Raw genomic sequence first — 25,466 nt, 5'->3', positions numbered from 1 at the left:
GTCTCTATCGAACCCGGAACGGTTCAGTGACCTCGTGCACCCTTGACTCGGAACAGACATGCCAAAGCCCCGCTCCCTCATATCTGTATGGGGGAGCGGGGCCTGTGTCCTATGAGCTACTCGTGCTTTGTCATGAGGATCGAGACCTGCTGAAGGATGGAGGCCAAGGCCAAGCAGTCCTCAGGGCGAAGTTGGCTCTTCATATCCGCAGCTACCTGTTCCACACCTTGGCTTCGGTGGAAGTAGCGCTGGATGAAGAGGCTTCGCTGACGATCGTCGAGTCGCGTGAAAGCCAGGTCCATGAGGCTGGCTCCGTCGTGCCACAGCGCCGGGGGAGAGGATGTCCCTCCGGCTGCAGGTGGAGACTGATCGGTTCCGGGACGTGGTTCAGGGACGGGGCTCGGTACCAGTCGTCCTTGGTTCTCGTTGGAGACCATGGTCGCAGTGACATTCTGGGATGTCTCCGGCGATCCCTGGTTCAAAACCGGGTTTTGAACCAGGCTGGCGGCTGCCTCTGCCTTCGGCCTCCGAGGTTTCCGTTCCTTCGGCTGCGCAGCCTTCTGAATCTCCTCTGCGGCCCTGACCTTCTGTTCCTCTGGATCTGCGATCTTGGCGATTTGCTCAGCCGTCTTCACCTTGATCTGCTTGGTGTCAACGACGTCTCGCAGCTCCGGAGTCAGATTGAGCAGTGCCAGGCGGTTGGACACGTACATCTGAGACTTGCCGATACGTTCGGCGACCTTCTCCTGGGACCCGTGGCGCTTCAGCATCCCCTGGAGGAACTCCGCCTCTTTGTACGGCGGGATGTTCTTGCGGTGGATGTTCTCGATGACGACTGCTTCGTCGACCCTGTCATCTTCCACGCTACCGAGACGGTCGCGGACTCGGACCTCGAACTTGGTCCAGCCGAGCTGCTTGGCCGCGTGGTATCGCCTGTTCCCGAGGATGACGACCCATTCAGCGTCGCCGATGGCATCGGCGTGCTCGGGCTTGGCACGTCGAAATGCGTCACTCGACATGGCGACAGCGGGCTGCAGCTGGCCCACTGATCGCATCGAGTCCTTCAGCTCGCGGAACTCCGCGTCCTCGTCCGTGTAGTCGAGCTCAGTGCGCGGGTTGCCGGGGTTACCGATGACTGTGTGCATGTACACGGTGGTCGGCGGGACGTCCGGCTTGGCGGGCTGGTCGGTGCTGTCTGTGCTCTTCTTCGCGGCCTTGCCAGGGCCATCGAGCAGATCCGTCCAGGGCTTCTTGGCGGCGGCCATCAGCGGCGGTCCTTCTTGCCTGCACCGAGCTCCAGGGCGAGCTGGTAGAAGTCCTCGCGTGCTTCCATTGCTACGCGGTTCTTCTTGTACTGCGTGACGACGGTGCCTTCGAGGGCTGCTCGGGTGTGGACCTTGTAGTGCCGGATGACTGTGTTCGCCAGCTTCCATCCCTGAGCTCTGACGAAGTCTTTGGTCTGCTCGAGATCGGCTTCCCCGTCGCGGGGGTCCCAGTTGTTGATGACGACGAGGTAGGGGATGCCGAGCGGCTTGACGACCTCTTCGATCGTGTCCCGTGTAGGCATGAAGCCGAGAGGCTCGGGCTCGACGGGGATGATGATGTCGTCGGCGTTGGACAGGACAGCGCGCATCGCGTCGGCTGCGGTGCTTTTACCGAACGGGTCGCCGGCTTCCTCTTTCTCGTCCTCGGGCAGGTCCATCCAGCCGGGGGTGTCGATAAAGGCGTGCCTGACCTTGCGGGACTTCTTCAGGTGCGAGAACAGCTCAAGGTCGTCCCTGGAGTTGATCTGCTGGAAGGAGAAGGGCAGATCCTCACCGACTCGTTCTGACCACCAGGTGGTGGATCCCTGAGGGTCGGCGGAGACCGCAGCGACGTAGTGAGGGTCGCCTTCGGGGGCTTGGCCCAGCACGTGGGCGGTAATGGCCGCTGCGTTCACGGTGATAGTCGACTTACCGACTCCACCTTTGCGGTTGATAAGCGCGGTGATCCGTGCCATGGGTAGTACTCCTGATGCTCCGTATGCTTCCCGGCCCGGTTTGGGTCGGTACTAGCGGACCCAAACAGGATGCCATGCGTGCCTCCATCAACGGCGCCTCGGCTTGCCGGTTCCAAAACCGGGTTTTGAAACACTCAGCAGTCCCCTCCCTGAAGGGCGAACTGCGGCTCGGTTCAAAACCCGGTTTTGGAACCGAGCTCAGGCGGTGAATGCTGTCGGCGAAGCCAACGTGGTCAGAGCCCTCGCTGCACAGGGCCGGGAACGCAGCGGTGGCTTCGACGTACTGGAGCCGGTCGATGCCCTCCCCATGCACCGAGGACGCGGAGCTGGCCTCCTGCGGGCGGCTCGACGTCACCTCCCGCAGGAGGCTGTTGAGGGCGATGCCGAGCGTCCGCGAGTCCTCGTAGCCGAGTGCCTGGGCGAGCGGTCCGGTGTGGATCCGGCCTCCTGCGGCGAGGACCGCCTTGTGTGCGCGCAGCAGCAGGATGGGTACGCCGTCGGCGGCGACGAACTCCGTCGTCCTCATTGCCGTCGGGGAGGTCGGTGTCGTCCTCCCAGTCCTCGGTGTCGGGGTCGAACTCGTCGTCCGGGTCCTCGCCGAGGCCCTCGTCCGGGTCGGCCGGTTGCGGTGGCACGGCGCGTCCGGGTGGCGGGGTGGCACAGCCGAGGCTGCGCATCGCGGCCTCGAACGGATCGGTCCACTGGCCGCGCAGCCGTTCGGCTCCGGTGCGGGTGCGGGTGTCGATCACCTTGAGCAGGTCGGTACCGTCGAGCCAGAGGGAGCGGATGCGGCGGTAGCGGTCGGCGAGCAGGATGCCCATGCCCCGGATCGCCGGGTCCAGTGTGGAGGCGTCCCAGCCGGCCTTCGCCGCACCCTGCGAGAGTGCCTGCCGCACCGGAGCCAGCAGCCACCTGATGGCGGGGGAGCGGGGCCCGCTTTGTCGTGGCCGAGCCGGATCCACCTTCACCTCCCCGCCAGGCCGCGTCGGCGGGATGTCGGCTGTCCGGCGGAACCGTCGGTGATCCATAGGTGATGCGTCGGTGGCCGTTGGAACCGTGGGTGACGTGTTACCCAATGGAGCAGCCGCAGTCGCCTTCAACCGCAAGGGAGCCCCGTCGCTATGTTGCTGCCCGGCGCCAAGGACCGCGTCTTCCTGGTCACCGGCGGCAACGCTGGCATCGGGTACTTCATCGCGGAGCAGTTGTCAGCGACCAGGGCCACTGCCGTACTCGGCAGCCAGAGTTCCGCCAAGGCCGAGGTCGCCACGGTCTCGGTGCGCGTGTCCCCGGTTCACGGGTGCTGGCCTCGTCCGCGCGGACGACCTCGCCGACGGGCTTGCTGTCCGCGATGTGTCCCAGGATCGAGCGCGGGTCGTCGTCGGCGAAGCGCCCGCCCCTGCCGGGCGACCAGCGTGCTGCCCTCGCGCGCCGGGTCGACGCGGCCCGAGAACCTGGTCAACGTTGTCGTTGCCCAGAACAGTCGCCAGCCCGACCGTGCCGGCGTCATGGAAGAACCACGAATGGAAGAACCACGAGTTGAAGGTTCCAGGGCCCTGAAGCTGTGACTGAGTGGCTCAGTTGGCCCGTTTCGCCAAGTAGGACGCTCAATCGCTGACAATGTCGGGAGCGCCATCTCGCAGCTCTCCCATCTGGGCTGGCGATGATGTGGCTTGGCTCAGCGGTCTACCCACCAGGCTGCATCAGCAGGCGGTGATCCCGAGGCGACGATGTGGTCGACGATCCTGAACGCGTCCTCCAACGGCACGGTGTCCTCATTCGGGTATTCGTCGTGCTGTCCGTTTGCCAGGATGAAGCCCCTGCTCCGGCCGCTGGCTTCCGGGTCCACTGCGTGCTCGCCGGGATCATCCGCGCTGTCGAGGAGCATCACCATCGCGCGCTCGCTGTTGGTCACGATGACCAGCAACCGCCCGGCCGAACTTGTCAGCCGGGTCTCAAATTGACCTCCGGCGACCCTTGCCCGAAGCCTCTCCAGCACCGCCTCGGGCGACGACATCGCAGCGCTGTCACTGAATGTCCAGGACTCGATCATGCACAGGACCTTCTCACAACCGAATCTGGGAGGCGGGCGTTAGATCGCCTCTTCGTAGAGACTGATTTCGACGGGTTCGAGATCTTGGAGCAGTTCCAGATGGACGCTGAGCGAGGCGGTCCAGATGTCGAGGTTGCCGTCGGCGTCATGGAAGAACCACGCGTCGAAGCTGCCGAGATCCCGGAGCGACGCCTGGGGCGAGTATCGGAGCTCGCAGTGGACCTGCACGTAGTGGTCGTGCTCGCCCTCGACATCGTTGATCTTGAGCTGTCGGGTGAGGTCCAAGGTGAACACGAGGGGACCGCTGAAGGCCTGTGAGCCGTATTGGAACAGGAGTCCGTCGGAGTCGGGTGTCGCAACTGTGTCGAAACACTGTCGTCCAAAGCATAGGAACGCCGGTCAGACGTCGCGCGCAGTCAGCTCAGCAAGCTCACGGTGCCCGCTCTCCAACTCCTCCCGCAAGAACGAGAGAGCCTCGCTGATCGGCGGCCTGTGCAGCATTCGGAGCACTCCTCGGTCAGATGCGTCAGGTGCCGTCATTGTTCGGGCTGGCCTATGGGCGCTGGCCTGGGCTTCGTTTCCAGTCTCCCCGCCACGGCCGGATCGATGGCGTACGGCACGATGAGGTCATCCAGGGCGCAGCTGTGCGACCACACCGGCCGGGATTCAATCTCCGGAGGACCGTAACCTTCATGCCCCAGAGCAGCCCCGCTCGCACTGCCTCCCGTGCGACTTCCCCGAAGACTCGGCAGGTGAAAGGGCTTGCCGCTACCCTGCGGGCCAACTCTGGCGCTCAGGCGGGCCAACTCAAGCACTAAGAAGCCGCGCGGATAGGCGCGTTGGGGATACCCGGCAGAAAGGTGGGTCGCGGCCTTGGTGACCATGGAGTGGTGACGTTCCGTGATTGCTGGGGGTGTTTGTGCCTGTCCTGCCGTCCTGGCTGACCGAGCCGTTGTGGGAGCAGTTCGCGGCGTTGCTGCCCGAGCGGCCGGTCTACGATCCGGCTCATCCGCTGGGCTGTCACCGGCCACGTATCAGTGACCGGGTCGTCTTCGACAAGTTGCTGCAGCTGCTGCGGTTCGGCTGTTCCTACCAGGCGATTGCCGACACCACGTGTTCGGCCACCACGATCCGCACCCGCCGCGATGAGTGGATCCGGCTGGGTGTCTTTGCCCGGCTGAGGCATTTCGCGCTTCAGGCGTACGACCGGATCGTGGGGCTGGTCCTGGACCAGGTCGCCGTCGACGGCTGCATCACCAAAGCCCCGGGCGGTGGTGAGGTCGCGGGGCGCTCGCCGGTTGACCGGGGCAAGCAGGGCCTGAAACGCTCCGGCATGGTGGACGGCTACGGCATCCCCCTGGGTCGTGTCCTGGCCGGGGCCAACCGCCACGACTCACCACTCCTGGCCCCGACCCTGGACCTCCTAAACGGTCTCGGGCCTCTGCCTGAGCAGATCACCGTCCACCTCGACGCCGGCTACGACAGCGACAACACCCGCACCCTGCTGGCCGGGCGCGGCCTGCACGGCCGCATCGCTCGCAAGGGCGAGAAAGCCCCTATCCAGGCGAGTCGGCGATGGCATGTGGAGCGGACACATGCCTGGCAGAACGCCTTCCATCGCCTGGCCCGCTGCTTTGAGCGCCGCGCCGTGGTCGCCGACGCGTTCTTCGACCTCATCGACACCATCATCACCGTCCGCAGTCTGATCCGCCGGGCATGGACCACCCACCGCTGGCACACCCGACCCCACCACCGCCCTTGAACCGCCGACGTTGGCACGCCCCTGGGGTGTCGGCCACGCGGCAGCCCCCAGGGGCGTGCCGTGCGGGACGTGGTCAGCAGGGGGCCAGCACTACAACTTTGCAGCATGGCAGGAGTGTCGCCGGAAAGCGTGGTGGCATGCTGGACGATGGTGGACGCGACCGGGACCTGGTGGCGAACAAGCCCGGCCTTATCCGGTGCGGCGGTGAAGGCTCAGTTGTCGCGTGTTTCAGCAGCGCGGAGCGGTAGACCTGCGTTGACGCGCCGCTTCAGCTCGCGGAAGTCGCGGAAACCGTCCACGTAGGTGATCGCGTTGCCGTTGTTGTCATGGTCGTCGAACACGCGCAGTAGGGCGCGGTCGAAATGCTCCAGTATGCGGAGGTCGTCCATGCCGATCACGGCCGGTGGGGTCGCGATCTCAAGGCGCGGCCGACCGATCACCGCGTCGGCGCTGAGCGCGCCACCGATGGTGAAGTGATGTTCTTCGCCATAGAAGAGCCGGGCATGGACATCGCCGCCGATGTAGGCGGAGCAGTCGTTGTAGTCGCCGATGAGCCGATCGGTGCTCAGGTCGCCGTGGACCTCGAGCCAGCCGGCGGTCACCACGTCGCGTGCCCGCATGTTGCCGGTCACCAGCAAAAAGGACTCGGGATCGTCGCTATCGCCGTACGCGCCGTCGACGACCAGATCGCCGAGCACGACCAAGAGGTAGACGCCCTCCTGTGTCAGGTCGAGGTCGCCGGGTATGTGCAGGTCGCCATCGACAAACCAGACATCGCCGGTGTAGTCCTCGATCTCGTCGAGCGCCGCGGTCACATGCTTGATCTTGTAGTCGTCGTGAAACCGGCCGATTGCCGTGATGACCTCGGCTTGGGAGACCTGATTCTTCTTGTAGCTACGCACGTTGGCAATCATGGCCAGGACACTACCCTCGTGTAATTGGCGTCGAGTTTTGTCGAAGTGCATCTGTCAGATGGTGAGCCGCTGAGCTGACCTCTTCGAAGCCGCACCGGCATGGTAAACGCCCTCGCTGACACGCCCGCTCCGGCCCGACACTCCACGGCGAAATGCCGTAGCGCAATAGGCACTTCTACCGACACCACCGACTGGAGGCACCACCGTACCTGTAGTAACAATCACAGTCCGTAGCAGCCGCCCCGCCTCACCGTGACCTGGCCAAAACGCCCAACCGCCCCTATCCGCGCGGGTTGTAAGAAGTCAGGTGCTGTTCGGTCCAGGCTCAATGGCTTGACCGTGATGTGAGACTTACAGCATGGATATGGGGCGTGAGTCGCGGTGGGAAAAGGATGCAATGACGGTGGAGATCGTTTTTGCTCTGGTCACTGCGGTCGTGCTGGCTGCGGCGGTCTTTGCCGTCGCTCTGGCTCTCGCACTAGCTTTTGGCGTCTCTGGTCCAGCGGGGAAGGGCACGTTGGTGGGAGGTGCGCTGCTTGGAGCGACGGCCGGAGTGTGGCGTCTGGTGCGGGTGCTGCGTCGGTTCGACGCACAGCGCCGCAGAGGTCACTGACTGCGGGCCTCCTCCTTGGGGTCGGTAGCCTGCCGACGTGGGGATTGTTCAGCGGCTGGTGCCGGATGAGTTGTAGGAGTTGTTCCAGCGTGTGGTGCCGGAGGCACCCTCGCGACCTCAGGGTGGCGGTCGGCGTCGGCATGGCGACCGTGGGGTGCTGGCGGCGATCGTGTTCGTGGCAATCTCTGGGTGCGCGTGGCAGCAGCTGCCCGCCGCGTCGTTCGGGCCGTCCGGGGCTACGGCGCATCGCCGGTTTACTGAGTGGTCGAAGGCCAGGGTATGGGCGAAGCTGAACTCGTGAAGGGCATACCTTCGATCTGCTCCCTCCGAGGCCCTCGTCAGCGCCAACCCGGCAAGCTCCACGCCGACAAGGGCTACGACTACCGCCACCTTCGGCAATGGCTCTCGCGACGCGGAATCCGGCACCGGATCGCCCGCAAGGGCATCGACACTTCCCAGCGGCTCGGACGGCACCGGTGAACCATCGAACGCGCCATGGCCTGGATCGCCGGCTGCCGCCGACTCCACCGCCGCTACAAACGCAAGGCCGAGCACTTCCTGGCGTTCACCGGCATCGTCTGCACCCTCATCTGCTACCGCAGACTCGCCGGATGAGATCACTTCTGAAGGGCCAACTCAGCCGCTCAGTCTCATGAAGCGACGTCTGGGGCACGTATCAGGGCTCCCCGGCCCATTCACGACAGGCAAAAACGGCTGTGCGACTCCCTGGCGACCTATTGGCAGCTCGGACGTCTCGTCATACCGACCACTTGCCAGCAGGCCGCCAGCACCGCCTTTCTGCCGGTCGCTTTTAGCCAGAGAAAGGAATTTTCACCAGTTTTGACCGATCGTGCTATCTCGTCTCACTGAAGGTCTTGACGGACATTGAATGATCAACTCATCGAAGGCCTCGCCGCTCACCAGCAAGGCTGGCCTATCGATGGTCCGATCTGGGTGATGTCTACTCCGGCGATCTCACGCGAGGCGGGCAGAAGTTCAGATCGTGCTGGACGGCTGCGGCTCTCGCGCCTGGCCGCGTGGCCACGATGTCCAACAGGCGGCCGCCGGACCCCAGACCACTCTCGCCGGCGTCCCCCTGGCCGGGCGGGATCCCCAGCAGATGGAGCAGTGGCTCCTGGAGGACTACGCGGCCGAGTACGGGGGAACGATCCTGTTCACTCTTGACGGATCATTCGCCCTGACCGACCTCGGCCTTCTCATACGAACGCAGCAGATCGGCGACACCTGCTTGACGCGTCCGCTCATTGTGATCGAGGACTGGTTCGAGTCGACGTACTACCGCGATCGCCTGCCGCTGAAAGGTCCCCAACCGCAGGACAAGTACCGCCGGGGCCCGGATGCATGACCCGGTTGTGTCAGCTCTTCCTGGTGACGAAGTTGTTCGGGGCAGGTGGAACAGGCCGCTAACGGAGCGGGAAGGGCTGACCCGGGAGCCGCCGCCCATCTCTCCAAGCCGCAGCTGTCGCACCACTGCCCACGTGACGGGAGGCAGTGAACATCCATGGCACCAGCCGGTCACCTGGCCACTGGCGCTCTTGCTGTTCAGTGGTGGGCCTCTCTGTCGGCGGCGTCAGCCTGACGCCGTGCTTCCTCCTGTCGCGCACTTTGGGCTCATGTACGTGAAGTCAATGAGGACCGGCCTGGAATCCCGTCTTCATTGACTTCACGTACATGAGCCCTGCTCACTGGAACCCTTCAGGTTGCGCGACGCAGAGGGACGACGACATCTTCGCCGGTGGACCTGGGGCTGAGCCGGTAGTAGCTGATGTGCGCGAGCCGGGAGGATTCTTCGAGCCATCCGGCGTCGACGACCTGGCGCCGGATGCGGGAGAAGACGGTCGGGGACATGCCGACCCTGCTGGCGAGGTTGGCACCGGTCTCGATAACCGCACCGGCACGGTCGGTGGGGTGCAGCGCGTAGAGCATGACAACCAGGCGCTGGTTGGCCGTCATGCCAACGGTGCGGTGGAGGACGTCCAGGAGTTTCTGCTTGTCATCGTTGTTCACTGGGCCTCCCAGGTCGAGGGAACGGTGCTGTTGAAGCCGGGGATATCGGGCGGGTTACACGTCTTGACTGCTTCCCGCTGCTCAACACCGGGGCCGTGGAACGCGATGTAGGGGCTGATCCGGTAGAGCTTGTAGTTGCCGATGCGCCCGCGCTCGATCAGGATGCGCCGCTTGAGGAGCTTCCGGTTGATCTTTCCGACAGCGTCGGCAGTCATGCCGACCTTCTTGGCGATGTCCGCGCCAGTCGCCCTCAGCGGCTCCATGCCCTGCGGAGAAACACCGATCCACCACAGCACCATGTACTTCTGGCTCGGAGTGAACTCTTTGCTTTCGGTGATCGCTTCGACCCTGGCCTTGTCGACCTGGATGTGGTCACCGGAAAAGGCGTAGGGCGCATAAGGGATGGACTCGCCTGTGTCGGCGTCGACCAGTCTGCGTAGTGCTCCCAACGGGCCCTCCCGGGCTGGGTACTGCTGTGGCGTTCATGAGCAACGGTCCTGGAGGCCGCCCAGATGAACCTAACGTACATGAGCGCCAAGTCCATGGACCCAGCCCCCAGGGCGTGTCGATCGACCTGGCATCAATCCACGAACCCAGCCTGCCGCGCCTGTACGGCCTTTACTCATGTACGTGACGTCAATCTACTCAGGTCCTGCAACCGTGGTACCCAGTCCTCAGAACATGAACAGCGCGGTCCTTCGGACTGCCTGCCCTGCCCTCAGAAACTGGGTGCACGATGCTATAAACCGGGTGCCAGATCGTCAGAACCTGCCTGCTTATGCGCTTCCGCAGGTCAGAGCACCTTCAAGGCCCGCGCACTCTTATACAAACAGGAACAGGTCGTCCGCCTTGCAGTTCCACGGACTCCCCGGGCGACGGCATGCTGCCGTCCACTTACACGCTCATCGTCTTCGAGCAGGGCCTCGGGGAGGGCTGACCTACTCTGGCCGGTAAGCACTCGGTAATGCCCACTCTGTCCTCAGCCCTCGAAAGCACGCCACAGTGCGCCCGCAGCCGACAATGCGCCCGCCACGTGTGTCTCGATCAGCCCGAACCGACCCCAGCCACTGCATCCGAACCCACCGAACGGCCCGCAGCCGCGTGATCGCGGTGCCTCCCGCCGGTGCACCGCAGGCCCCCGAGGGCCGAGGACGCAACGGCCACTGGGCGCGGAGAGCGGCCACCCAGTCCCGGAACTCCAACGAAACGACTTCACCACTTTCACCCCATGCCACACCCGCTGCCATCCCGACGTCCACCCCTACAGCCCGGCGACCAACGGACGGCGGCGTAGTTGCCGGCCCACGGGTCGGTGGGGTCGGGGCCGGCGGGCGGTGCGGTTGGCGCGGTGAGCGGGATGCCGTGGGTCGTGAGCTGGGTGGTGACGTCGGTGATGCGACGGGTGAACTGGTCGTAGACGAGCATCGAGTGGTCTCGCATTCGGCGGGGCCGTCAGGACCGATTGCTTCTGACGGCCGGGCGGGCGGAGGGGTTCAGGCGTGGTCGTCGTCGTACCGGCGCTTGGCCTGGATGTCGGAGGCGAACCGGCCGAGACGACGGGCCTCCACCGGGTTCGCGGCGATCCAGTCCTCGGCGCAGCTCATGTGGACGGGCTCCCCGAAGTGGGAGCGCAGCGGTGTGGGCTGCTCGCACAGCGCGCAGGGGCGCATCTGCCAGTGGTCGCAGTGCTGGCTGTCGCGCCAGTCGACGTACGGGTCGAAGCGGTGCTGGTGCTGGGCGGCGATGGCCAGGCCCACGGCGCGGGTGTAGGCGTAGTGCCGCACGCCGTGGTTGACGTCGAGGCCGGTGTGGGCGAGGACCTGGTCGACGGTGCTGTGAAGTTTCCCCGTGATCTTGGACACGTCGTCGTTACGCCGCGAGGGCCTGATCCTGTTGGTAGCGCAGGCGCGTCTCGTGGGGCGTGAGGTAGCCCCAGTGGATGTGCTTGCGCAGACGGCGTCTGTTGTAGAAGGTCTCGACGAAGTCGAAGATGTCGGTGCGGGCGGTGGCCCGGTCGGGCCAGAAGCGGGTGCCGATCTCCTCTTTGAGCACGGCCCAGAAACTCTCCGCGGCGGCGTTGTCGAAGCAGCTGCCGGTCCGCCCCATGCTTTGCCGACACTCCAAATCGCCGATTTTCATGCGGAGTTGGCCGGAGGTGTATTCCGATCCGCGGTCGCTGTGGATCACGCAGCCGGGCTCCAGGCGGCCCAGCGCGGCAGCCATGTCCAGGGCATCGACAACGAGTTCGGCACGATGGTGGTCGGCCATCGAGTAGCCGATCACCTCCCGGGTCGCCAGGTCCAGCCACGCGGCGAGGTAGAGCCAGCCCTCGGCGGTGGGGATGTAGGTGATGTCCCCGACGATCTTCGTACCGGGGCGGGTCGCGGTGAAGTCCCGGCCGATCAGATCCGGCGACGGGGCGGCCCTGGTGTCGGCCTTGGTCAGGCCGCGGCGTCCGGTGCGCCGGCTGTGCCCGGCGATGCCGTGCTCCCGCATGACCCGCTCCACCCGCTTGCGGTTGACCAGTCGGCCCTGCCGGCGCAGTTCGGCGGTGACGCGCGGGACGCCGTAGTTCCGCCGGGAAGCCAGGTGGATCACCGTGATCTCGTGGGCCAGGGCCTCATCCGCCTGCCGCCGCGCTTCGCGGGCCTGCCGCCCGGCCACCCACGCGTAGTACGTGGAGCGGGCGGTCCTCATCACCTTGCACAGCAGCGTGACCGCATAGTTCGCCTTCTCCGCGTGGATGAACCGGCATATCTTGCTCACCGGTCGCTCTCCTTCACGAAGAAGGCAGTGGTGAGGTCAATGGGTCGGTGCAACATCCCAGGTAGAACGGTTGCTGGAGGTGTTGCTGGGTGGTGGCGAGGATCGGGCGTCCGGGGTTGTCGGACGAGCAGAAGCATGAAGTATGGCGGCGATGGCGGGACGGGCAGTCGCTGAGCGAGATCGGGCGTGCGCTGGGCAAGGTGCCCGGGTCAATCCACGGGGTGGTCGCGGCGAACGGCGGTTTCGTCCCGGCGGCCAGGACTCGGTCGGCCGGAGTGCTGTCGCTGGCGGAGCGGGAGGAGATCTCCCGAGGTCTGGCCGCCGGTGACTCCTTCCGGGCGATCGCGGGCAGGCTGGGTCGGGCACCGTCCACGGTCAGTCGCGAGGTGGGGCGTCACGGCGGGCGTGAGAGGTACCGGGCCGCTCGCGCGGACGAGGGCGCCTGGAGCAATGCCCGGCGCCCGAAGCCGTGTCTGTTGCAACAGAGTCCGGCCCTGCGGGACACGGTCGCGGGCAAGCTGAAGGAGGACTGGTCGCCGCGTCAGATCGCAGGCTGGCTTGCCCGCGCCTTCGCACCCGAGGACGGTATGTACGTGTCTCACGAGACGATCTACAAGAGCTTGTTCATCCAGGCCCGAGGCGTACTGAAGAAGGAGCTTGTCTCCCATCTGCGCCGCCGACGCACGATGCGCCGCTCGAAGAACGCCTCCACCGCCGGTCAGCAGCGCGGCTGTATCCGCGACGCGGTCTCCATCCACGAGCGTCCGGCCGAGGCCGAGGACCGGGCTGTTCCCGGCCACTGGGAAGGCGACCTGATCACCGCGTCTTCGCCTGCTCGGCGGTCAGCTTCCGCAGCCGCTTCAGCTCCTCGTCCCGATCGTCGGCGGCCCGCCCCGCTCGCACGGAACCAGGTCCCGATCCGGTGTCCTGGGCAGCGCGGGCCTTCTTCACCCAGCCCCGCAGTGACTCCGAACTGACCCCGAGCTCCCGGGCGACCTCGGTCACCGTCCGTCCCGACGACCGCACGAGTTCGATCGCGTCCCGCTTGTACTCCTCCGAGTACCGCTTCGTGTACTTGCTTCCCACCTGGCACTGCTTCCTCTGGGCTCTCACGTCCCAGTCTCCAGGTGTCCACGATCAAGGGGAAGGTTCACCCGTCGCTCAGACGAGGGCTGGCCGGGTGTGGGAGCGGGCGGCTGTCGTGGCCTGGGAGAAGGGCTGGGACCGCGACAACGTCGGTGGCCGGCCTCCCGGGAGCACTGCTCCCCAGCAGCAGGAGTAGCGGCCATTGGTCTCCCGCGCATCGGCGAGACCGACCGCCGCGTACGAGGTGCGCCGCACGGATACTCCGTGCGGCGCACTGCCGTTTCCAGTGGAAACGGCGGCGGTTCAGTGCGGGCCGCCCGGTCGACGGTGTCCGTCAGGCCGGCCCGGCCGCCGGGGCCGGTTTGCCCGGCGTGGTGTGGCCGGGCCACGGCGGAATCTGGTTGTTCGGCGAGGCGTCGGCGGCACGGCTCACTCGCGGACCGCGTCCGCGTACTGCTCTTCCAGGTCGGCACGCCCCTCGGGGTCGTCGGCCCAGTCGTTGTCGTCGGCCACTGGCGAAGAGTCGGTGTTCCAACCCTGCGCTATTCGGGGATTGAGGAGTCCGAACGAAAACCGGCGCTTGCACTCTTTGCGACGATCTGGCTGTCAGAAGGATCGGTACGACCACGCCCTCGGGGAGTGGCAGCGCCGTGAGTAGCGGTTGGGTGTTCAGTTTGCTGAACGTGCGGTGTGGTGGGTGCGGGCCTGGCAGGCTGTGGTGGGTGCGGGGTGACTGGTTGGGGAAGTTCCGGCGAGAGCGGCGGGTGCTGGCGTGGGTACGGCTGGCCGTGTGGCGGCTGGAGCGAACGGAGCGGGAGCGAGCGCTACTGCGTATCGCGTTCGACATCGAAGAACTCGCTCGTGACCGCCAGGTCGAGGACCTTGATGCGGCGTGTGTCCAAGAGGAACCCGTACACCGCGTACAACCCATTCCCCCCGGTCGCGACTGATCGGCGCAGCCGCCCGGCCCACGCTGCTGCCCGTCCGGGCGGCCCCCGGCACACTTCTTCTTCCTGGAGCCGTCACACCATGAGCACACCCCCGCCTGCACCGTCCTGGCCGTACTGCGCACGCGGCGCCGACCCGGCGACCGACCCCGTCGGCTGCCGCGGCATCCACGTCCCCGGCCACACCGCCTGCCTCGCCCACCTGACCGACACCGATCGCGATGCCTACATGACGGGCCTGACCCCCGGCGCCGACATCGACCACCGCGGCACACCCTTCACCGAAGACCTTCTGAATCGACTTCTGACCGCTGTCCGCGACCCCGCCACCACATACCCCCACCTCGGCGAGGCCCGGTTCGAGAGCGCTCAGTTCACTGGCGACGCCCGGTTCGACTGGACACGCTTCTCCGGCAACGCCTGGTTCGACGAGGCGCGGTTCTCCGGCGAAGTTTGGTTTGCTGCGGCGCGGTTCTCCGGTCTCGCATGGTTCCTCAGGACGCGGTTTTCCCGCGTCGCTATGTTCGTCGAGGCCGAGTTCGCTGGCAGCGCCATATTTAACAGGGCTCAGTTTGCTGGCGACGCCCGGTTCGACTCCGTACATTTCTCCGGCGACGCCCGGTTCGTCGGAGTGCGAGTCACAGGCAAGGGCCAGTTCGACAAGGCGACGTTCTCGCTGACTTCGCGGTGGGGGCCGATTGTCTGTTCAGGGACGCTGGATCTGTCGGGTGCTGTGTTCCTAGCGCCGGTGACGCTGGAGATGGCGGCGCGTGAGGTGCTGTGTGTGCAGACCCGGTGGGATTCGACGGCCACAGTGAGGTTGCGCTACGCCTCCGTAGATCTAGGCTATGCGGTGCTGACGGCTCCGGTTGCGGTCACCGCCCACCCCGCCCCGTTCACCGCTGGTGGTGTCGTAGACGAGAGTCTGTTGTCCGGCCCCGCAGGGGTGCGGGTGACCTCGGTGCAGGGGGTGGACGCCGCGAACCTAGTGCTGACCGACACCGACGTGTCCGACTGCTTGTTCTCCGGGGCCTTCCACCTCGATCAGCTCCGTTTGGAAGGCCGCACGATCTTTGCCCCTCCGCCCACCGGTTGGCACCGCCGGGGCATACAGATCGGTCGCTGGACACGTCGGCGCGCGCTGGCCGAGGAGCACCACTGGCGGGCGCGGGCAGCAGGCCAGTCCGCTGTGCCCGCGGGTACCGTGCCGCCGACCGACCGGTGGCGTACCGGCCCACACCATCCGGACCCGGCCCATACCCCGGACCCGGTCGATGTCTCGGCCCTGTACCGGCAGCTCCGTAAGGCGTTCGAGGACGGCAAGAATGAGCCTGGCGCTGCGGACTTCTACTACGGCGAGTGCGAGATGCGCCGCCACGATCGCACCGGCACCTCGAGAGTCGAACGCCGTCTGCTGTGGGGATACTGGCTGCTGTCCGGCTACGGTCTGCGCGCCTCCCGTGCCCTGGGGTGGCTCGCCGCCTCCATGCTGGCCACGATCGTGCTGCTGATGGCCTTCGGCCTGCCGGCGTCCTCCCCGAAGCAGGAAGCAACCGGCACCCTCCCACCGGGCGGGGGGAGGGTCACCTTCACCATCGACAAGCAGGACCTAAGAAACCCGGCCGGGGACAAATTCACCAGCAAACGCTTCGACAAAGCCCTGAACATCACGCTCAACTCCGTGGTCTTCCGCTCCAGCGGACAAGACCTCACCACCGCCGGCACCTACATCGAGATGACCTCCCGCCTCCTCGAACCCGCCCTCCTGGCCCTCGCCGTCCTCGCCATCCGCGGACGCATCAAACGCTGAACCTTCCCGGGGTCTATCATGATTTAGGTGTTTTTAGGCCTTTTGGCCTAGAGGTTTTTGGTTGGTCTGACTGGCCTACACCCGGCCGGCGGTAAGGCGGCCGTCGAAGAGCTGGTCGAACTCGTTGAGAGCCCTCTTCCACTTGTTGTTCCAGCGCTTGCGGCCGCGGCCGGAGGGGTCGAGGGCGAGGGTGGCGAGGTAGATCCTCTTGAGCGCCGCCTGTTCGTTGGGAAAGTGTCCGCAGGCGGAGGCCGCGCGACGATAGCGGGCGTTCAGGGACTCGATGCTGTTGGTTGTGTACACGACCTCGCGGATGGCGTCGGGGAAGGCGAGGAAGGGCACGAACTCGCTCCAGGCTCGTTCCCAGACGGCGGCGATACTGCCGTACTTGTCGCCCCATTTGGCATGGAATTCGTCGAGGCGTTCGCGGGCCTGGGCCTCGTTGACGGCGGTGTAGACGGGCTTGAGGTCAGCGGCCAGCTCGGGCCAGTCCCGCCTCGAGGCGTACCGCAGACTCGCGCGGATCAGGTGAACCACGCATTGCTGGACCACGGTCTGGGGCCACACGTTCGCCACCGCGTCCGGCAGGGCGGTCAGGCCGTCGCAGACCAGCATGAGGACGTCCTTCACGCCGCGATTTCGCAGGTCGGTGAGGACTTGCTGCCAGAACTTGGCGCCCTCGCCGCCGTCGCCCGCCCACAGGCCAAGGATCTCGCGGTAGCCGTCGGTGGTGACCGCGATGGCGACGTAGATCGGCCTGTTGGCGACCTGCCCGTCCCGGATCTTGGTTCTGTCGACGATCTTGTGATCCGGACGGTCGAGGCTCACCGTGTGAGCAGGACGCGTTTGCGAAGGAGATCGAGGCTGGCCCTGCCGAACATCTGGCGTTTCAGCATCTTCAGCCGGTTGATGTTGCCCTCGACGGCACCGGAACTGTGCGGCAGGGACAGCCCGTTGCGGACCGCGTCGAAGTCGCGGCGGAGGTTGCGGGCGAAGCCCGCAAGCGGAGCCAGACTGTCCCGTTCGACGTCGGTGATCCACTCTTCGAGGCGGTCGCCGTGGCGACCGGTCATCATTGCGGCGAACCTCTTGATGTAAAGAGTGAGCCGGTCGAGTTCGGGATCGCGCTCACGCAGCCGGTGCAGCTTGCCGGCGTCCTCGTCCCGCAGGTGCTCGGGGTGGGTCATCATCCAGGAGGTGACCTCGCGGACCGATGGAGGCTTCGGTCCCGGGTCGGGTGCGTGTCCGCGCCCGGTCCGGTAGCGCCGCAGATGCCGCTGAACAGCCAACTCTCCGCCGGGATAGCCGAGTTGCTGGATTTCGCGGTAGAGCTGGGCGGCGTTCCTGACGCCCTCATTCCAGCGCCGGTGCAAGTAGCCGACGTACGGGTCGACAACATGCGCTCGTTGGAGGTTCTTGGCCACGACATCATCGGCGGAGCGGGCGTTGACCAGTTTACGGACCGTGGCCTGGTGCAGCCCGAGCTTCCGGCCGATCGCCGCCTTCGACATCCCCTGCTGCCACAGCTCATGGGCGGCAGCATGCTGCTCACGCAGCCGGATCACGATCTTCAGGTCTTTCGGTGGCTGGACCACTTCGGGCTCCACCTCCGCGTGGTCGGGGCCGGAGGCCGAGCCGGGAGGCGGTTCGGCCAGGCGGAAGCGATGGGCGTTGACCGTCTTCTCGACCGCCTGGCCGAGGTTGGCCCACAGGTGGTAGCGATCCGCGACCTGTTCGGCCTGCGGTGCCCCGACCCGAGCGCCCTCCGCGTAACCGCTGGAACGGTCCCGGCAAATGACCTTCACCTCTGGGTGATCGCGGAGCCAGGCAGCCAGGTCCTCGCCTTCGCGGCCGTCGTAGAGGTGCAGCGGCCGGTGGGTGGCCATGTCGATCAATACCGTGCCGTAGTGGCGGCCCTTGCGGAAGGCGAAGTCGTCGACGCCGAGGATCTCCACCTTGCCGATCTCCGGCTCGGGCAGAGCCCTGACCAGCCGCAGCAGCGTGTCCTTTCCTACGGTGAGGCCGACCGCGGACGCCAGTCGGGCTCCTGCCCGGCCGGCCAGGGCCAGCCCGATCTGCGTCAACACCTCGCGCAGCAGCGGGGTATGCCGACTGTGCGGGGTGGTCAGTCCTGAGATCTGTTCGGCGAACGTCACCGCCGTGCAGGCAGGGTTCTCGCAGCGGAAGCGGCGCACGCACAACTCGATCACGACACCGAGCCCGCCCACGGCGACATCACGCAGCCTGCGTACGTACCGACCGTGCACCCGGGCCGAGCTCTGACCGCACCGACAGGAGCCAGTCGTCGCCCGCACCCGCGCTCTCAGCACTACCTGGTCCGGCCGCCGCTCGACCTCCTCGATCAGCAACGCGGACAGGTACGGAAACAGCTCGAGGAGCACATCACCAGAGCACGCGATGCATGATCGCGAACTGGCGGAGCAACGTGCTCAGCCGTCCGGATCACAAGATCGTCGACAGAACCCGGATCTTCACGTGGATCGCGTCCACGAAGATCACCGGGTAGACCGGGTCGAGGGGGCGGGTGCGCCACTCGTTCATCGAGTCCAGGGCCTTGTCGGTAATGGTGGAGATGGTCTCCTTGGAGGTCTTCATCCCGTAGACCTCCTCCAGGTGCGCGACGATCTCCCCGGAGGTCATCCCCCGCGCGGTCAGCGAGAGGACCATCTCGTCCAGTGCACCGGTCCGCCGCGCATGCCGGGGCAGGATCCCCGGGCGGAAGGTGCCCAGCCGGTCGCGGGGGACCTGCAGCGCGATCGGCCCGACCTCGCTCATCACCTTCTTCGTGCGGTAGCCGTTGCGCCCGTTGCCGCCTGAGCGCGCACCCCTGCCGCCCACGCGCTCGGCCTCGGCGGCCAGATGCTCCTCCATCTCGGCCTCCAGCGCGGCCTGCATCAGGTGCTGCGTGATCGCCGGCAACAGGCCCTGCTCGCCGACCAGCTTCAGCCCGCCCTCGCGGACCTTGTCCCGCGCCAGCAGCGTCAGCGCGTCCAGCAGGTCCAGGCCCAGCCCGTCCACAGTCTCCGGCATCCTCTTCACGCCCGCACCGTCCACGGCCGCCTCGACGGGCGCAAGCGACACGCCGCCAACCGTCTCGAGAGAGTGAGGCTTCTGAATCATCATCAGGTGTCCCTTCCGGTGAAGTTCCCACCTAATTCATGACACTCCCGTCCGTTCAGTCGGGTGGGGGCGGGGCCGTGGCGGGACCTGTGAGGGTGTCGAGTCGGGCGGCGAGGTCGGGGTGGGTGCCGGTCAAGTGGGGGCGGGTGGCGGTGAGGGGGTTGATGAGGTCGGCGGGGTCGTTGTGAGCGAGGGCAGCGTGGAGTTGGTCGAGCGGGTGGCGGGCGGCGGTGGGGAGGTCGGTGAGGGCGGTGATCTGGCCAGCGATGCGGCGTAGGTCGGCGGCGTTGCGGCGGGCCCATTCGGCTTGGGTGCGGTCGGCGGCGCGGCGTTCACGGGTGGCCTGGACGCGTTGTTCGCCGGTGGTTCCTGCGGGGCCGGGACGGCCCCGCAGGTAGCGGCGTTCGGCGGCCTGGCGGCTGGCAACGCCGAGGGGGTGGGCGAGGTCGGCCCAGCTGGCTCCCGCGTCCCGGGCCGTTTCGATCAGGCCGGTCTCCCATCCGGCGAGCTGCTCGCGGACCTGCCGCAGCAGCAGCAGGGAGGCCAGGGCCTGCTCCGTGCCGGGGCCGGCATCAGGGGCGTCGGAGGTTTCCCGCCGGGCGGAGTGCAGGGCGTCGTCTATGGCGTGCAGGGCCGCCGCGGCGGCGAGGAACGAGGCCGGGCTTCGGCCGTCGGCGCTGGACGGGGCCGGCTGTTCGGCTGCTGTCACGGGCACCTCCTCAGCTTGTCATCGAGTGGACGACACCGTGCTTGTCATCCGATGGATGACATGTTACAACGGCTTCAGTGAAGCGCATTGGCAGCAACTGCCCGAACCTGCTGGAGGTGTTTTCACGATGTTGATGCGCACTGACCCCTTCCGTGAGCTGGACCGGCTGGCTCAGCAGCTGACGGGCCCGGGCACCTGGTCGCGGCCCTCCCCGATGCCGATGGACGCTTACCGCGAGGGCGACGAGTACATGGTGGCCTTCGACATCCCTGGCGTCAGCGCGGACGCGATCGACATCGACGTCGAGCGGAACATGCTGACCGTCAAGGCCGAACGCCGGCCCGTGGCGAAGGCCGACGACGTGCAGATGGAACTGTCGGAGCGGCCGCTGGGCGTCTTCTCCCGCCAGATCATGCTGGCCGACACACTGGACACCGAGCACATCAAGGCCGACTACGACGCCGGCGTGCTCACCCTGCGGATCCCGATCGCCGAACGTGCCAAGCCCCGCAAGATCACCATCGGCGTCGGATCCGGCCGGAGGGAAATCTCCGGCTGAGCCGGAACGACGAGGGCCCCAACAGCGGCGGAGGACGGGTAACTGATCTCCCCCTCTCCCGTCCTCCGCACCCCATGGACCGAGGAAGGGTGACGGCCGACGTGACTGTGCGACGGGAAGCGTTCCTCGACCAGGTGCAGGAACGCGGTGAGTACGGCAGCCGGCAGGAAGCAGAACGCGTGGCCCGCGTGGTGCTCGCCCTGCTGGGCGCACACCTGGTCGGCGAGGTACGTGCCCAGCTGGCGGCGCGACTGCCGGAAGGCTTCGCCCTGATCCTCCTCAACCCGCTGCAGAGCGCCGAGCCGCTGCCACCGGAGCGGTTCGTTCGGGCGGCGGCGGCCTGGATCGAGGGGGCCACCGAGCAGACCGCGGCCTGGGACGTCAGCGCCGTCCTCAGCACCACCGCCGACGCGGCCGGTGACGACCTGCTGGGGCAAATCCTGCTCCAGCTCCCCGCGGGCTACGACCTCCTCTTCGGCCGTCCCCAGCCCACCTGACATGAAGCACGCCCGGTGCCCGCGCACCGGCACCACGGCAACAGAAAGGCAACCACGGCAGTGATCTCCGACCCACGTGCACCGCTGCACCAGCTGCCCGCGATGACATACGAGCAGATGCTGGAGAAGGTCCGCTACGAAGGCGCCTACCCCACCCCGGAGCGGGCCGAGGAAGCCGTCCGGCTGGTCATAGCGGGACTGGGGCGCAACTGACGGGCGACGAACGCGTCGAACTCGCCGCCCGCCTGCCCTTCGAAGCCGCCCGCGTCCTGACCGCGCAGATCCCGGACACCGAGCCTCTGACCGGCTGGGCCTTTGTCAACGGCCTCGCCGCTCGCTCCGGCGCCTCCCTGGCCACCACCCGCTGGGACACCGGAACAGTCTTCTCCGCCGTCGCCGTCCTGGCCGGCCCCGATCTCCTCGATCGCATCCTGCGCCAGCTCCCCTCCGGCCACGCGCTGCTGTTCGGCCGCGCCGAACTCACCCCCGCCACGTAGACGGGCCGTGTCCGGCCACCTCCAGGGCGTCGGCCGGGCCTCCTACCCAACGTTCTTCCATGGCCTGGTCAACGAACGGACCAGCAGGAGGGCACTGTCTGCTCCGAGGGAGACCGCGGAGCGCCTGCCCCAGTGGTCAGTTCTCCAGGCGGACAGGCATCAGTATCGAAAAGGTGTCCTCGGTGTCGGTCCGGCGGATCGCCAGGGGCGCTGTAGGGGCGCCGAACTCCAGAATCAGTTGGTCCCGGGCTCCGGCGGCGAGTGCATGCAGTAGGAACTCGCGGTTGACGGCGATGTGGTCCTGATCGTCGTCACCGTCTTCGCAGACGGTCACCACGCCGTCGGCCGCCACCTTAAGCACGCTGAGATCACAGGGCACGCCGTCCTGCTCGCGCACCTCGCTTGCACGGACGGGGCCAGTTTCCACCATCTCCCGGAAAGCCGGGACATCGACAAGGGCACGGCGCCCTGCTGGCAGGCGGACGAGGCGACGGTAATCAGGAAAGTCGTGATCGAGGCACTGGCCAGCCGCCTGACGGTCCCCCGTCTCCAAGGCCACGCGGTCACCATCCACAGTGAGCTGAACGGATGCGTCGTCACTCAGCAGCGCCCGCATCGCGTCGGCGAGCGGGGACGGCACGATGATCTGCACACGGGGCCCGGCGCTCACGCTCAGTCCACTGTCCCGGGCCATCTCACCAATACTGCGCATCTCGCTCTCCACACCCAGCACTCTGAGCCCTCCACCAAGTCGAGGGTCAACAGCCGGCCGACTCGAAGTAAGGGTGGCTTCGGCAGTCGCCGATCTGCGGGTCCGGGTGCTGCAGGATGTCCCAGCAGATGCCCGAAGCGGCCTCGGTGTCCAGTCAGTCGTCGCTCCGGGAGATCTGTTCCCGCCAGAGCCGATGGCGCCTTGTGGCCGGTCGGCATTTTCCATCAGGGCCGCAAGGTGCAGCGCGTGTGCCAATCATCATGGAACCAGTCTTCCCGGGCCGGGCAGGGCAGCGAGGAGAAAGCCGCCGGCATCACCTCCGTGCGGCCGGTCTCCCGATCCCCTGCCGCGGCCGGCACCCACTTGGGATGCTGGGGTGATGGCAGAGATGCGGCGCCGGGTGTACGGCGCGTACCACGATGACCCGGACCCCTGGGAGCAGCCCGGCCAGCGCTACGTCGAGCTTGTCGGCGGCCCGCTCGACGGTCAGCTGCTCGACGTGACGTCCTGGCCGGAGGCGCACCTGGCCGATGGCGGCGCCTGCCTCATAACCGAGGCCAGCAGCTACGGCCCCGGCGGCCGGGCCGACTACGAGGGCCGGCCCGGCGACCCGGGCCGGTGGGACTGGGCCGGCGACTCGCCCTGACCGGCAGTCGTACGGGCGGTCGGCCTACAGCGGCGGCGCCTGCCCGTACCGCACGGCAGGTGCCGCATCGATGCATGGTGATCGGCGCGCGGTCATGCCTCCAGCGTGCTCGGGCTCCGGGCCGGCCATCGCGGGCTGCCTCGTACTCGGTCAAGAAGGGGCACCGACCGTGCACTTTCGTTCATGGCGGAAGGTGGCCGCGTCCCGGCGCTTAGAGTGCGATCGCGCGGTGTCCCTCTTCGCTCGATTCTCTCCGGACCAGCTGGCCGGAGGGAGGAAGTGCCTCTCCCGGCCTTGTCGAGGAGGCAGATCATGAAGTGGGACGATGCGCCGGACTACGCCGCGTGGAGCTTCTACCTGAGTGCAGTCGAGTTGCTGCTCGACTTACTCAGTCGGCTCCCGCTGTAGCCCGGCGACCGCTCCGCGGGGCCGTTCCTTCAGGGGGCGGCCCCGTTCCTGCGTCTCACGACGACGCTGCCGATGCTACGCACGCCCCACGAGTCAAGGAACCGAATCCCAGCAAACGGAATATGTCAGGGGCATATTTGGAGTTCATCGCCGGGTGCGCGGCGAAATGCGAAACAGGAAGCTTCTGTAGCACGGGAGCGTACGGCTACTCCGGGTTTGGGGGTGAGGTCGCCGCAGGGGAAGAGGGTCGGGCGGGGGCCTTCTCCTCCCCTGCGGCGAGTCGGGGCACGGACAGCGGACAGAGTCGTCCGGTCCTCCGGCGGTCTAGGCGTCGCAGGTGTCGAGCATCTCGGACAGGGCTGCGGCCTCGGCGGGGTTGGCGGTGAGCTGGTAGGTGGCCTTCACGCTGATCCAGGCGCGGCTGTAGGTGCACCAGTACGACTGCAGCGGCGGCTTCCAGTTCCCCGGGTCCTTGTCACCTTTCCCTCGGTTGCTGCCGGCCGACACCGCGATCAGCTGCGAGTCGACCAGGTCGTTGGCGAAGGCGCGCCGCTCGGGCGTCGTCCACTGCGATGCCCCAGAACGCCAGGCTTCCTTGAGGGGGACGACGTGGTCGATGTCGATGCCGGAGGCGGAGGTGATCGTCTTGCCGTCGTACTCGGAGTACCAGGTACCGGACACGGCGCGGCACTGGTCGTCCTGGACCACGTCCTGGCCGTCACGCTGGAGCACGACCTCGCGGGTGTCACAGGTGCCGTGCTGGGTGATCCAGTGCGGGAACTTCGCCCTGGAGTAGCCGGGAACGTCGTCCTCATCGGCCACGACCAGGTCCGCGAGGAGCTCTCGGGCCTTGACCGCGTCCGGCGGTTCGGGGAGCTCTCGGAGGGACGGTGCCTGACCGACGGTGGCCTTGTGCGCGGGGGTGTGGGGGCCGACTGCGGTGGCGGTGGCCGGGGCGGCGGTCAGCGCGAGCCCGGCGAGCGCCGAAACGGCCGTGAGGAGCGCTGTTCGGCGCAGCGGATGACGAGTCATGCCGATCATGCTCCGGCCCAGGACGGCGCAGAATCGTTGCTGCTTGGCGGGTGTCACCCGCGTGGGTGGGAAGTCGTACCGGGTGTGTGGCGGCGGGCCGCGGGCAGTTCCGGTCCACTCGGCCGGCCTTGATCCCTGCGCGTACACAAGCACAAGGCCGCCCGCGGCCGCGGTCCTGGGCCGGCGTCTTCGTGATGCGATCACTCCCGCCCCGCACAAGGATCGAGGTACGGGTGGCCCGACCGCGTCCCTGTCTGCGCGCGGGGTCAGCGCGCCTTCCTGGCGCGCTGGTCCGCTTCCCGTCCCACCTACCCGCCAGGGGGGCCTGGAGGTACGGATGCCGCGGCCCTTGTGGACCGGAGCCATTTCCTTTGGCCTGGTCAGCATCCCGATCAAGGTCGTCAGCGCGACTGAGGACCATGCGATCCGCTTCCACCAGGTCCACCTGGAGGACATGGGCCGGGTCCGCACTCGCAAGGTCTGCTCGATCGACGACGAGGTCGTGCCGCAGGAGGAGATCGGCAAGGGCTACGAGCTCACCAAGGACGAGCTCGTCCCGGTCACCGACGAAGAACTCGACGAGATGCCGCTGCCCACCGCGAAGGCCATCGAGATCGTCGCTTTCGTGGATGCAGACAGCATCGACCCGATCCGGATCAGCGACAGCTACTACCTCGCGATCGACGGACAGGTCGCCGCGAAGCCGTACACCCTGCTCCGCAAGGCGCTGGAACGCTCCGACAAAGTCGCGGTCGCGAAGTTCGCGTGGCACAACCGCGAAAGGCTCGGGCTGCTGCGGGTGCGGGATGACGCGATCGTGCTGCACGCGATGCGGTGGCCCGACGAGATCCGCAGCCCCGAGTCCCTCAAGCCGAAGGACGTCGACCTGGACGAGGAGGAGGTCGAGCGGGCCGTCCAGCTCACCGACACCATGGCCCTCGACGACATCTCCGGTTTCCGGGACGAGTACCGCGACGCCCTGGAGGAACTGATCGAGGCGAAGGCCGAGGGCGCCGAGCTCCCGGAGCCGGCCGAGGGCGAGGAGCGGGAGTCCGGGAAGGTCGTCGACCTGATGGCCGCGTTGAACGCCTCCGTCAAGGCGGCCAGAGAGAGCCGCGGCGAGCACGGCCAGGACCAGGACGCCACCGTGCACACGATGCAGCCCCGCAAGAAGACCACGGCCAAGGAGACCACCGCGAAGAAGACCGCGTCCGGGAAGAAGACCGCGTCCGGGAAGAAGCGCACGGCGAAGAAGACCACTGCCGCGAGGAAACGCAGCGCGTCCTGAGC

25 protein-coding genes and 5 pseudogenes are annotated in these 25,466 nt (G+C 67.0%); 12 read left to right on the top strand and 18 right to left on the bottom strand.

Features of this window, described 5'->3' with window-relative positions:
- Nucleotides 1-116: 116 nt before the first annotated feature.
- The 3 genes from OG520_RS45140 to OG520_RS45130 all read right to left on the bottom strand — a co-directional run bounded on the left by OG520_RS45140 (nt 117) and on the right by OG520_RS45130 (nt 2,895).
- Complete coding sequence (locus OG520_RS45140) at nt 117-1,265, bottom strand: ParB/RepB/Spo0J family partition protein (RefSeq protein ID WP_331737445.1); 1,149 nt, start codon at nt 1,263-1,265, stop codon at nt 117-119.
- The gene (locus tag OG520_RS45135; protein WP_331737443.1) at nt 1,265-1,999 is read right to left on the bottom strand and encodes a ParA family protein; all 735 of its coding nucleotides are present in this window, start codon (nt 1,997-1,999) and stop codon (nt 1,265-1,267) included. The genes OG520_RS45140 and OG520_RS45135 overlap by 1 nt, the downstream gene beginning before the upstream one ends.
- Nucleotides 2,000-2,232: 233 nt before the next feature.
- On the bottom strand, nt 2,233-2,895 hold the full coding sequence (locus OG520_RS45130; RefSeq protein WP_406016814.1) for a hypothetical protein: 663 nt from the start codon (nt 2,893-2,895) through the stop codon (nt 2,233-2,235).
- Nucleotides 2,896-3,120: 225 nt separating this feature from the next.
- On the opposite strand from OG520_RS45130, the pseudogene OG520_RS45125 reads away from it, so the two are divergent.
- Nucleotides 3,121-3,279, top strand: a pseudogene (locus OG520_RS45125) (short-chain dehydrogenase); the annotation flags it as partial.
- Between the two features lie 395 nt (nt 3,280-3,674).
- Here the strand turns inward: OG520_RS45125 and OG520_RS45120 are convergent.
- Together OG520_RS45120 and OG520_RS45115 are read right to left on the bottom strand one after the other, a co-directional pair.
- Nucleotides 3,675-4,049: a hypothetical protein gene (locus tag OG520_RS45120; protein ID WP_331737439.1), complete on the bottom strand. Its 375-nt coding sequence runs from the start codon at nt 4,047-4,049 to the stop codon at nt 3,675-3,677.
- 39 nt (nt 4,050-4,088) lie between these two features.
- Nucleotides 4,089-4,334, bottom strand: a complete 246-nt coding sequence (locus tag OG520_RS45115) for a hypothetical protein (RefSeq protein WP_331737437.1) — start codon at nt 4,332-4,334, stop codon at nt 4,089-4,091.
- A 634-nt stretch (nt 4,335-4,968) separates the two neighbouring features.
- On the opposite strand from OG520_RS45115, the gene OG520_RS45110 reads away from it, so the two are divergent.
- The gene (locus OG520_RS45110; RefSeq protein ID WP_331737542.1) at nt 4,969-5,811 is read left to right on the top strand and encodes an IS5 family transposase; all 843 of its coding nucleotides are present in this window, start codon (nt 4,969-4,971) and stop codon (nt 5,809-5,811) included.
- Nucleotides 5,812-6,023: 212 nt separating this feature from the next.
- Here the strand turns inward: OG520_RS45110 and OG520_RS45105 are convergent, their stop codons facing one another.
- Complete coding sequence (locus OG520_RS45105; protein ID WP_331737435.1) at nt 6,024-6,725, bottom strand: hypothetical protein; 702 nt, start codon at nt 6,723-6,725, stop codon at nt 6,024-6,026.
- A gap of 358 nt (nt 6,726-7,083) precedes the next feature.
- On the opposite strand from OG520_RS45105, the gene OG520_RS45100 reads away from it, so the two are divergent.
- The 3 genes and pseudogenes from OG520_RS45100 (at nt 7,084) to OG520_RS45090 (ending at nt 8,704) form a co-directional block, all read left to right on the top strand.
- Nucleotides 7,084-7,338, top strand: coding sequence for a DUF6332 family protein (locus tag OG520_RS45100; RefSeq protein ID WP_331737431.1), 255 nt, complete (start codon nt 7,084-7,086; stop codon nt 7,336-7,338).
- Nucleotides 7,339-7,417: 79 nt separating this feature from the next.
- Nucleotides 7,418-7,953, top strand: a pseudogene (locus OG520_RS45095) (transposase).
- A gap of 505 nt (nt 7,954-8,458) precedes the next feature.
- Nucleotides 8,459-8,704: a hypothetical protein gene (locus OG520_RS45090; RefSeq protein WP_406016813.1), complete on the top strand. Its 246-nt coding sequence runs from the start codon at nt 8,459-8,461 to the stop codon at nt 8,702-8,704.
- A gap of 350 nt (nt 8,705-9,054) precedes the next feature.
- Here OG520_RS45090 and OG520_RS45085 read toward each other — a convergent pair whose 3' ends face one another.
- The 4 genes from OG520_RS45085 to OG520_RS45070 all read right to left on the bottom strand — a co-directional run bounded on the left by OG520_RS45085 (nt 9,055) and on the right by OG520_RS45070 (nt 12,132).
- Nucleotides 9,055-9,366: a replication initiation protein, RepL2 gene (locus OG520_RS45085; protein WP_331737427.1), complete on the bottom strand. Its 312-nt coding sequence runs from the start codon at nt 9,364-9,366 to the stop codon at nt 9,055-9,057.
- A complete protein-coding gene (locus OG520_RS45080) occupies nt 9,363-9,815 on the bottom strand; it encodes a MarR family transcriptional regulator (RefSeq protein WP_331737425.1) in 453 nt (150 codons plus the stop codon). Before OG520_RS45080 ends, OG520_RS45085 begins: the two co-directional genes overlap by 4 nt.
- Before the next feature lie 1,044 nt (nt 9,816-10,859).
- A complete protein-coding gene (locus OG520_RS45075; RefSeq protein ID WP_331737420.1) occupies nt 10,860-11,228 on the bottom strand; it encodes a hypothetical protein in 369 nt (122 codons plus the stop codon).
- A 7-nt stretch (nt 11,229-11,235) separates the two neighbouring features.
- Nucleotides 11,236-12,132, bottom strand: a complete 897-nt coding sequence (locus tag OG520_RS45070; RefSeq protein WP_331737418.1) for an IS3 family transposase — start codon at nt 12,130-12,132, stop codon at nt 11,236-11,238.
- A gap of 89 nt (nt 12,133-12,221) precedes the next feature.
- Between OG520_RS45070 and OG520_RS45065 the strand changes: the two are divergent.
- Nucleotides 12,222-12,902 (top strand): annotated as a pseudogene (locus OG520_RS45065) (transposase); the annotation flags it as partial.
- 46 nt (nt 12,903-12,948) lie between these two features.
- On the opposite strand, the gene OG520_RS45060 reads toward OG520_RS45065, so the two are convergent.
- Both OG520_RS45060 and OG520_RS45055 read right to left on the bottom strand, forming a co-directional pair.
- Nucleotides 12,949-13,218: a transposase gene (locus OG520_RS45060; protein ID WP_406016812.1), complete on the bottom strand. Its 270-nt coding sequence runs from the start codon at nt 13,216-13,218 to the stop codon at nt 12,949-12,951.
- 75 nt (nt 13,219-13,293) lie between these two features.
- The gene (locus tag OG520_RS45055; RefSeq protein WP_406016811.1) at nt 13,294-13,473 is read right to left on the bottom strand and encodes a hypothetical protein; all 180 of its coding nucleotides are present in this window, start codon (nt 13,471-13,473) and stop codon (nt 13,294-13,296) included.
- Between the two features lie 774 nt (nt 13,474-14,247).
- On the opposite strand from OG520_RS45055, the gene OG520_RS45050 reads away from it, so the two are divergent.
- Nucleotides 14,248-15,975 carry a pentapeptide repeat-containing protein gene (locus OG520_RS45050; protein ID WP_331737414.1) on the top strand — a complete coding sequence of 576 codons (1,728 nt, stop codon included), beginning with the start codon at nt 14,248-14,250 and terminating at the stop codon, nt 15,973-15,975.
- A 75-nt stretch (nt 15,976-16,050) separates the two neighbouring features.
- Here the strand turns inward: OG520_RS45050 and OG520_RS45045 are convergent.
- The 4 genes and pseudogenes from OG520_RS45045 to OG520_RS45030 form a co-directional block, all read right to left on the bottom strand.
- A pseudogene (locus tag OG520_RS45045) lies at nt 16,051-16,761 on the bottom strand (IS256 family transposase); the annotation flags it as partial.
- A gap of 38 nt (nt 16,762-16,799) precedes the next feature.
- Nucleotides 16,800-18,377: an ISL3 family transposase gene (locus OG520_RS45040; RefSeq protein WP_331737238.1), complete on the bottom strand. Its 1,578-nt coding sequence runs from the start codon at nt 18,375-18,377 to the stop codon at nt 16,800-16,802.
- A 61-nt stretch (nt 18,378-18,438) separates the two neighbouring features.
- The gene (locus tag OG520_RS45035; RefSeq protein ID WP_406016810.1) at nt 18,439-19,077 is read right to left on the bottom strand and encodes a transposase; all 639 of its coding nucleotides are present in this window, start codon (nt 19,075-19,077) and stop codon (nt 18,439-18,441) included.
- 94 nt (nt 19,078-19,171) lie between these two features.
- The gene (locus tag OG520_RS45030) at nt 19,172-19,825 is read right to left on the bottom strand and encodes a type III effector protein (protein WP_331737410.1); all 654 of its coding nucleotides are present in this window, start codon (nt 19,823-19,825) and stop codon (nt 19,172-19,174) included.
- 127 nt (nt 19,826-19,952) lie between these two features.
- Here OG520_RS45030 and OG520_RS45025 point away from each other — a divergent pair, with 127 nt between their 5' ends.
- The 3 genes and pseudogenes from OG520_RS45025 to OG520_RS45015 all read left to right on the top strand — a co-directional run bounded on the left by OG520_RS45025 (nt 19,953) and on the right by OG520_RS45015 (nt 21,378).
- Nucleotides 19,953-20,384, top strand: a complete 432-nt coding sequence (locus tag OG520_RS45025; protein WP_326743322.1) for an Hsp20/alpha crystallin family protein — start codon at nt 19,953-19,955, stop codon at nt 20,382-20,384.
- Nucleotides 20,385-20,485: 101 nt separating this feature from the next.
- On the top strand, nt 20,486-20,881 hold the full coding sequence (locus OG520_RS45020) for a DUF2267 domain-containing protein (RefSeq protein WP_331737540.1): 396 nt from the start codon (nt 20,486-20,488) through the stop codon (nt 20,879-20,881).
- A 60-nt stretch (nt 20,882-20,941) separates the two neighbouring features.
- A pseudogene (locus OG520_RS45015) lies at nt 20,942-21,378 on the top strand (DUF2267 domain-containing protein).
- Nucleotides 21,379-21,514: 136 nt separating this feature from the next.
- On the opposite strand, the gene OG520_RS45010 reads toward OG520_RS45015, so the two are convergent.
- On the bottom strand, nt 21,515-22,102 hold the full coding sequence (locus OG520_RS45010) for a hypothetical protein (RefSeq protein ID WP_406016809.1): 588 nt from the start codon (nt 22,100-22,102) through the stop codon (nt 21,515-21,517).
- Nucleotides 22,103-22,478: 376 nt separating this feature from the next.
- Here OG520_RS45010 and OG520_RS45005 point away from each other — a divergent pair, with 376 nt between their 5' ends.
- Nucleotides 22,479-22,736, top strand: a complete 258-nt coding sequence (locus tag OG520_RS45005; protein ID WP_406016817.1) for a hypothetical protein — start codon at nt 22,479-22,481, stop codon at nt 22,734-22,736.
- Nucleotides 22,737-23,468: 732 nt separating this feature from the next.
- Here OG520_RS45005 and OG520_RS45000 read toward each other — a convergent pair.
- On the bottom strand, nt 23,469-24,176 hold the full coding sequence (locus OG520_RS45000; protein WP_406016808.1) for an HNH endonuclease family protein: 708 nt from the start codon (nt 24,174-24,176) through the stop codon (nt 23,469-23,471).
- 337 nt (nt 24,177-24,513) lie between these two features.
- Here OG520_RS45000 and OG520_RS44995 point away from each other — a divergent pair, with 337 nt between their 5' ends.
- Nucleotides 24,514-25,464, top strand: coding sequence for a Ku protein (locus OG520_RS44995; protein ID WP_331737402.1), 951 nt, complete (start codon nt 24,514-24,516; stop codon nt 25,462-25,464).
- Nucleotides 25,465-25,466 lie beyond the last annotated feature (2 nt).

The organism is Streptomyces sp. NBC_00984 (assembly GCF_045162475.1).
GTDB lineage: Bacteria > Actinomycetota > Actinomycetes > Streptomycetales > Streptomycetaceae > Streptomyces.
This window is presented reverse-complemented; position numbering and strand designations above follow the sequence as displayed.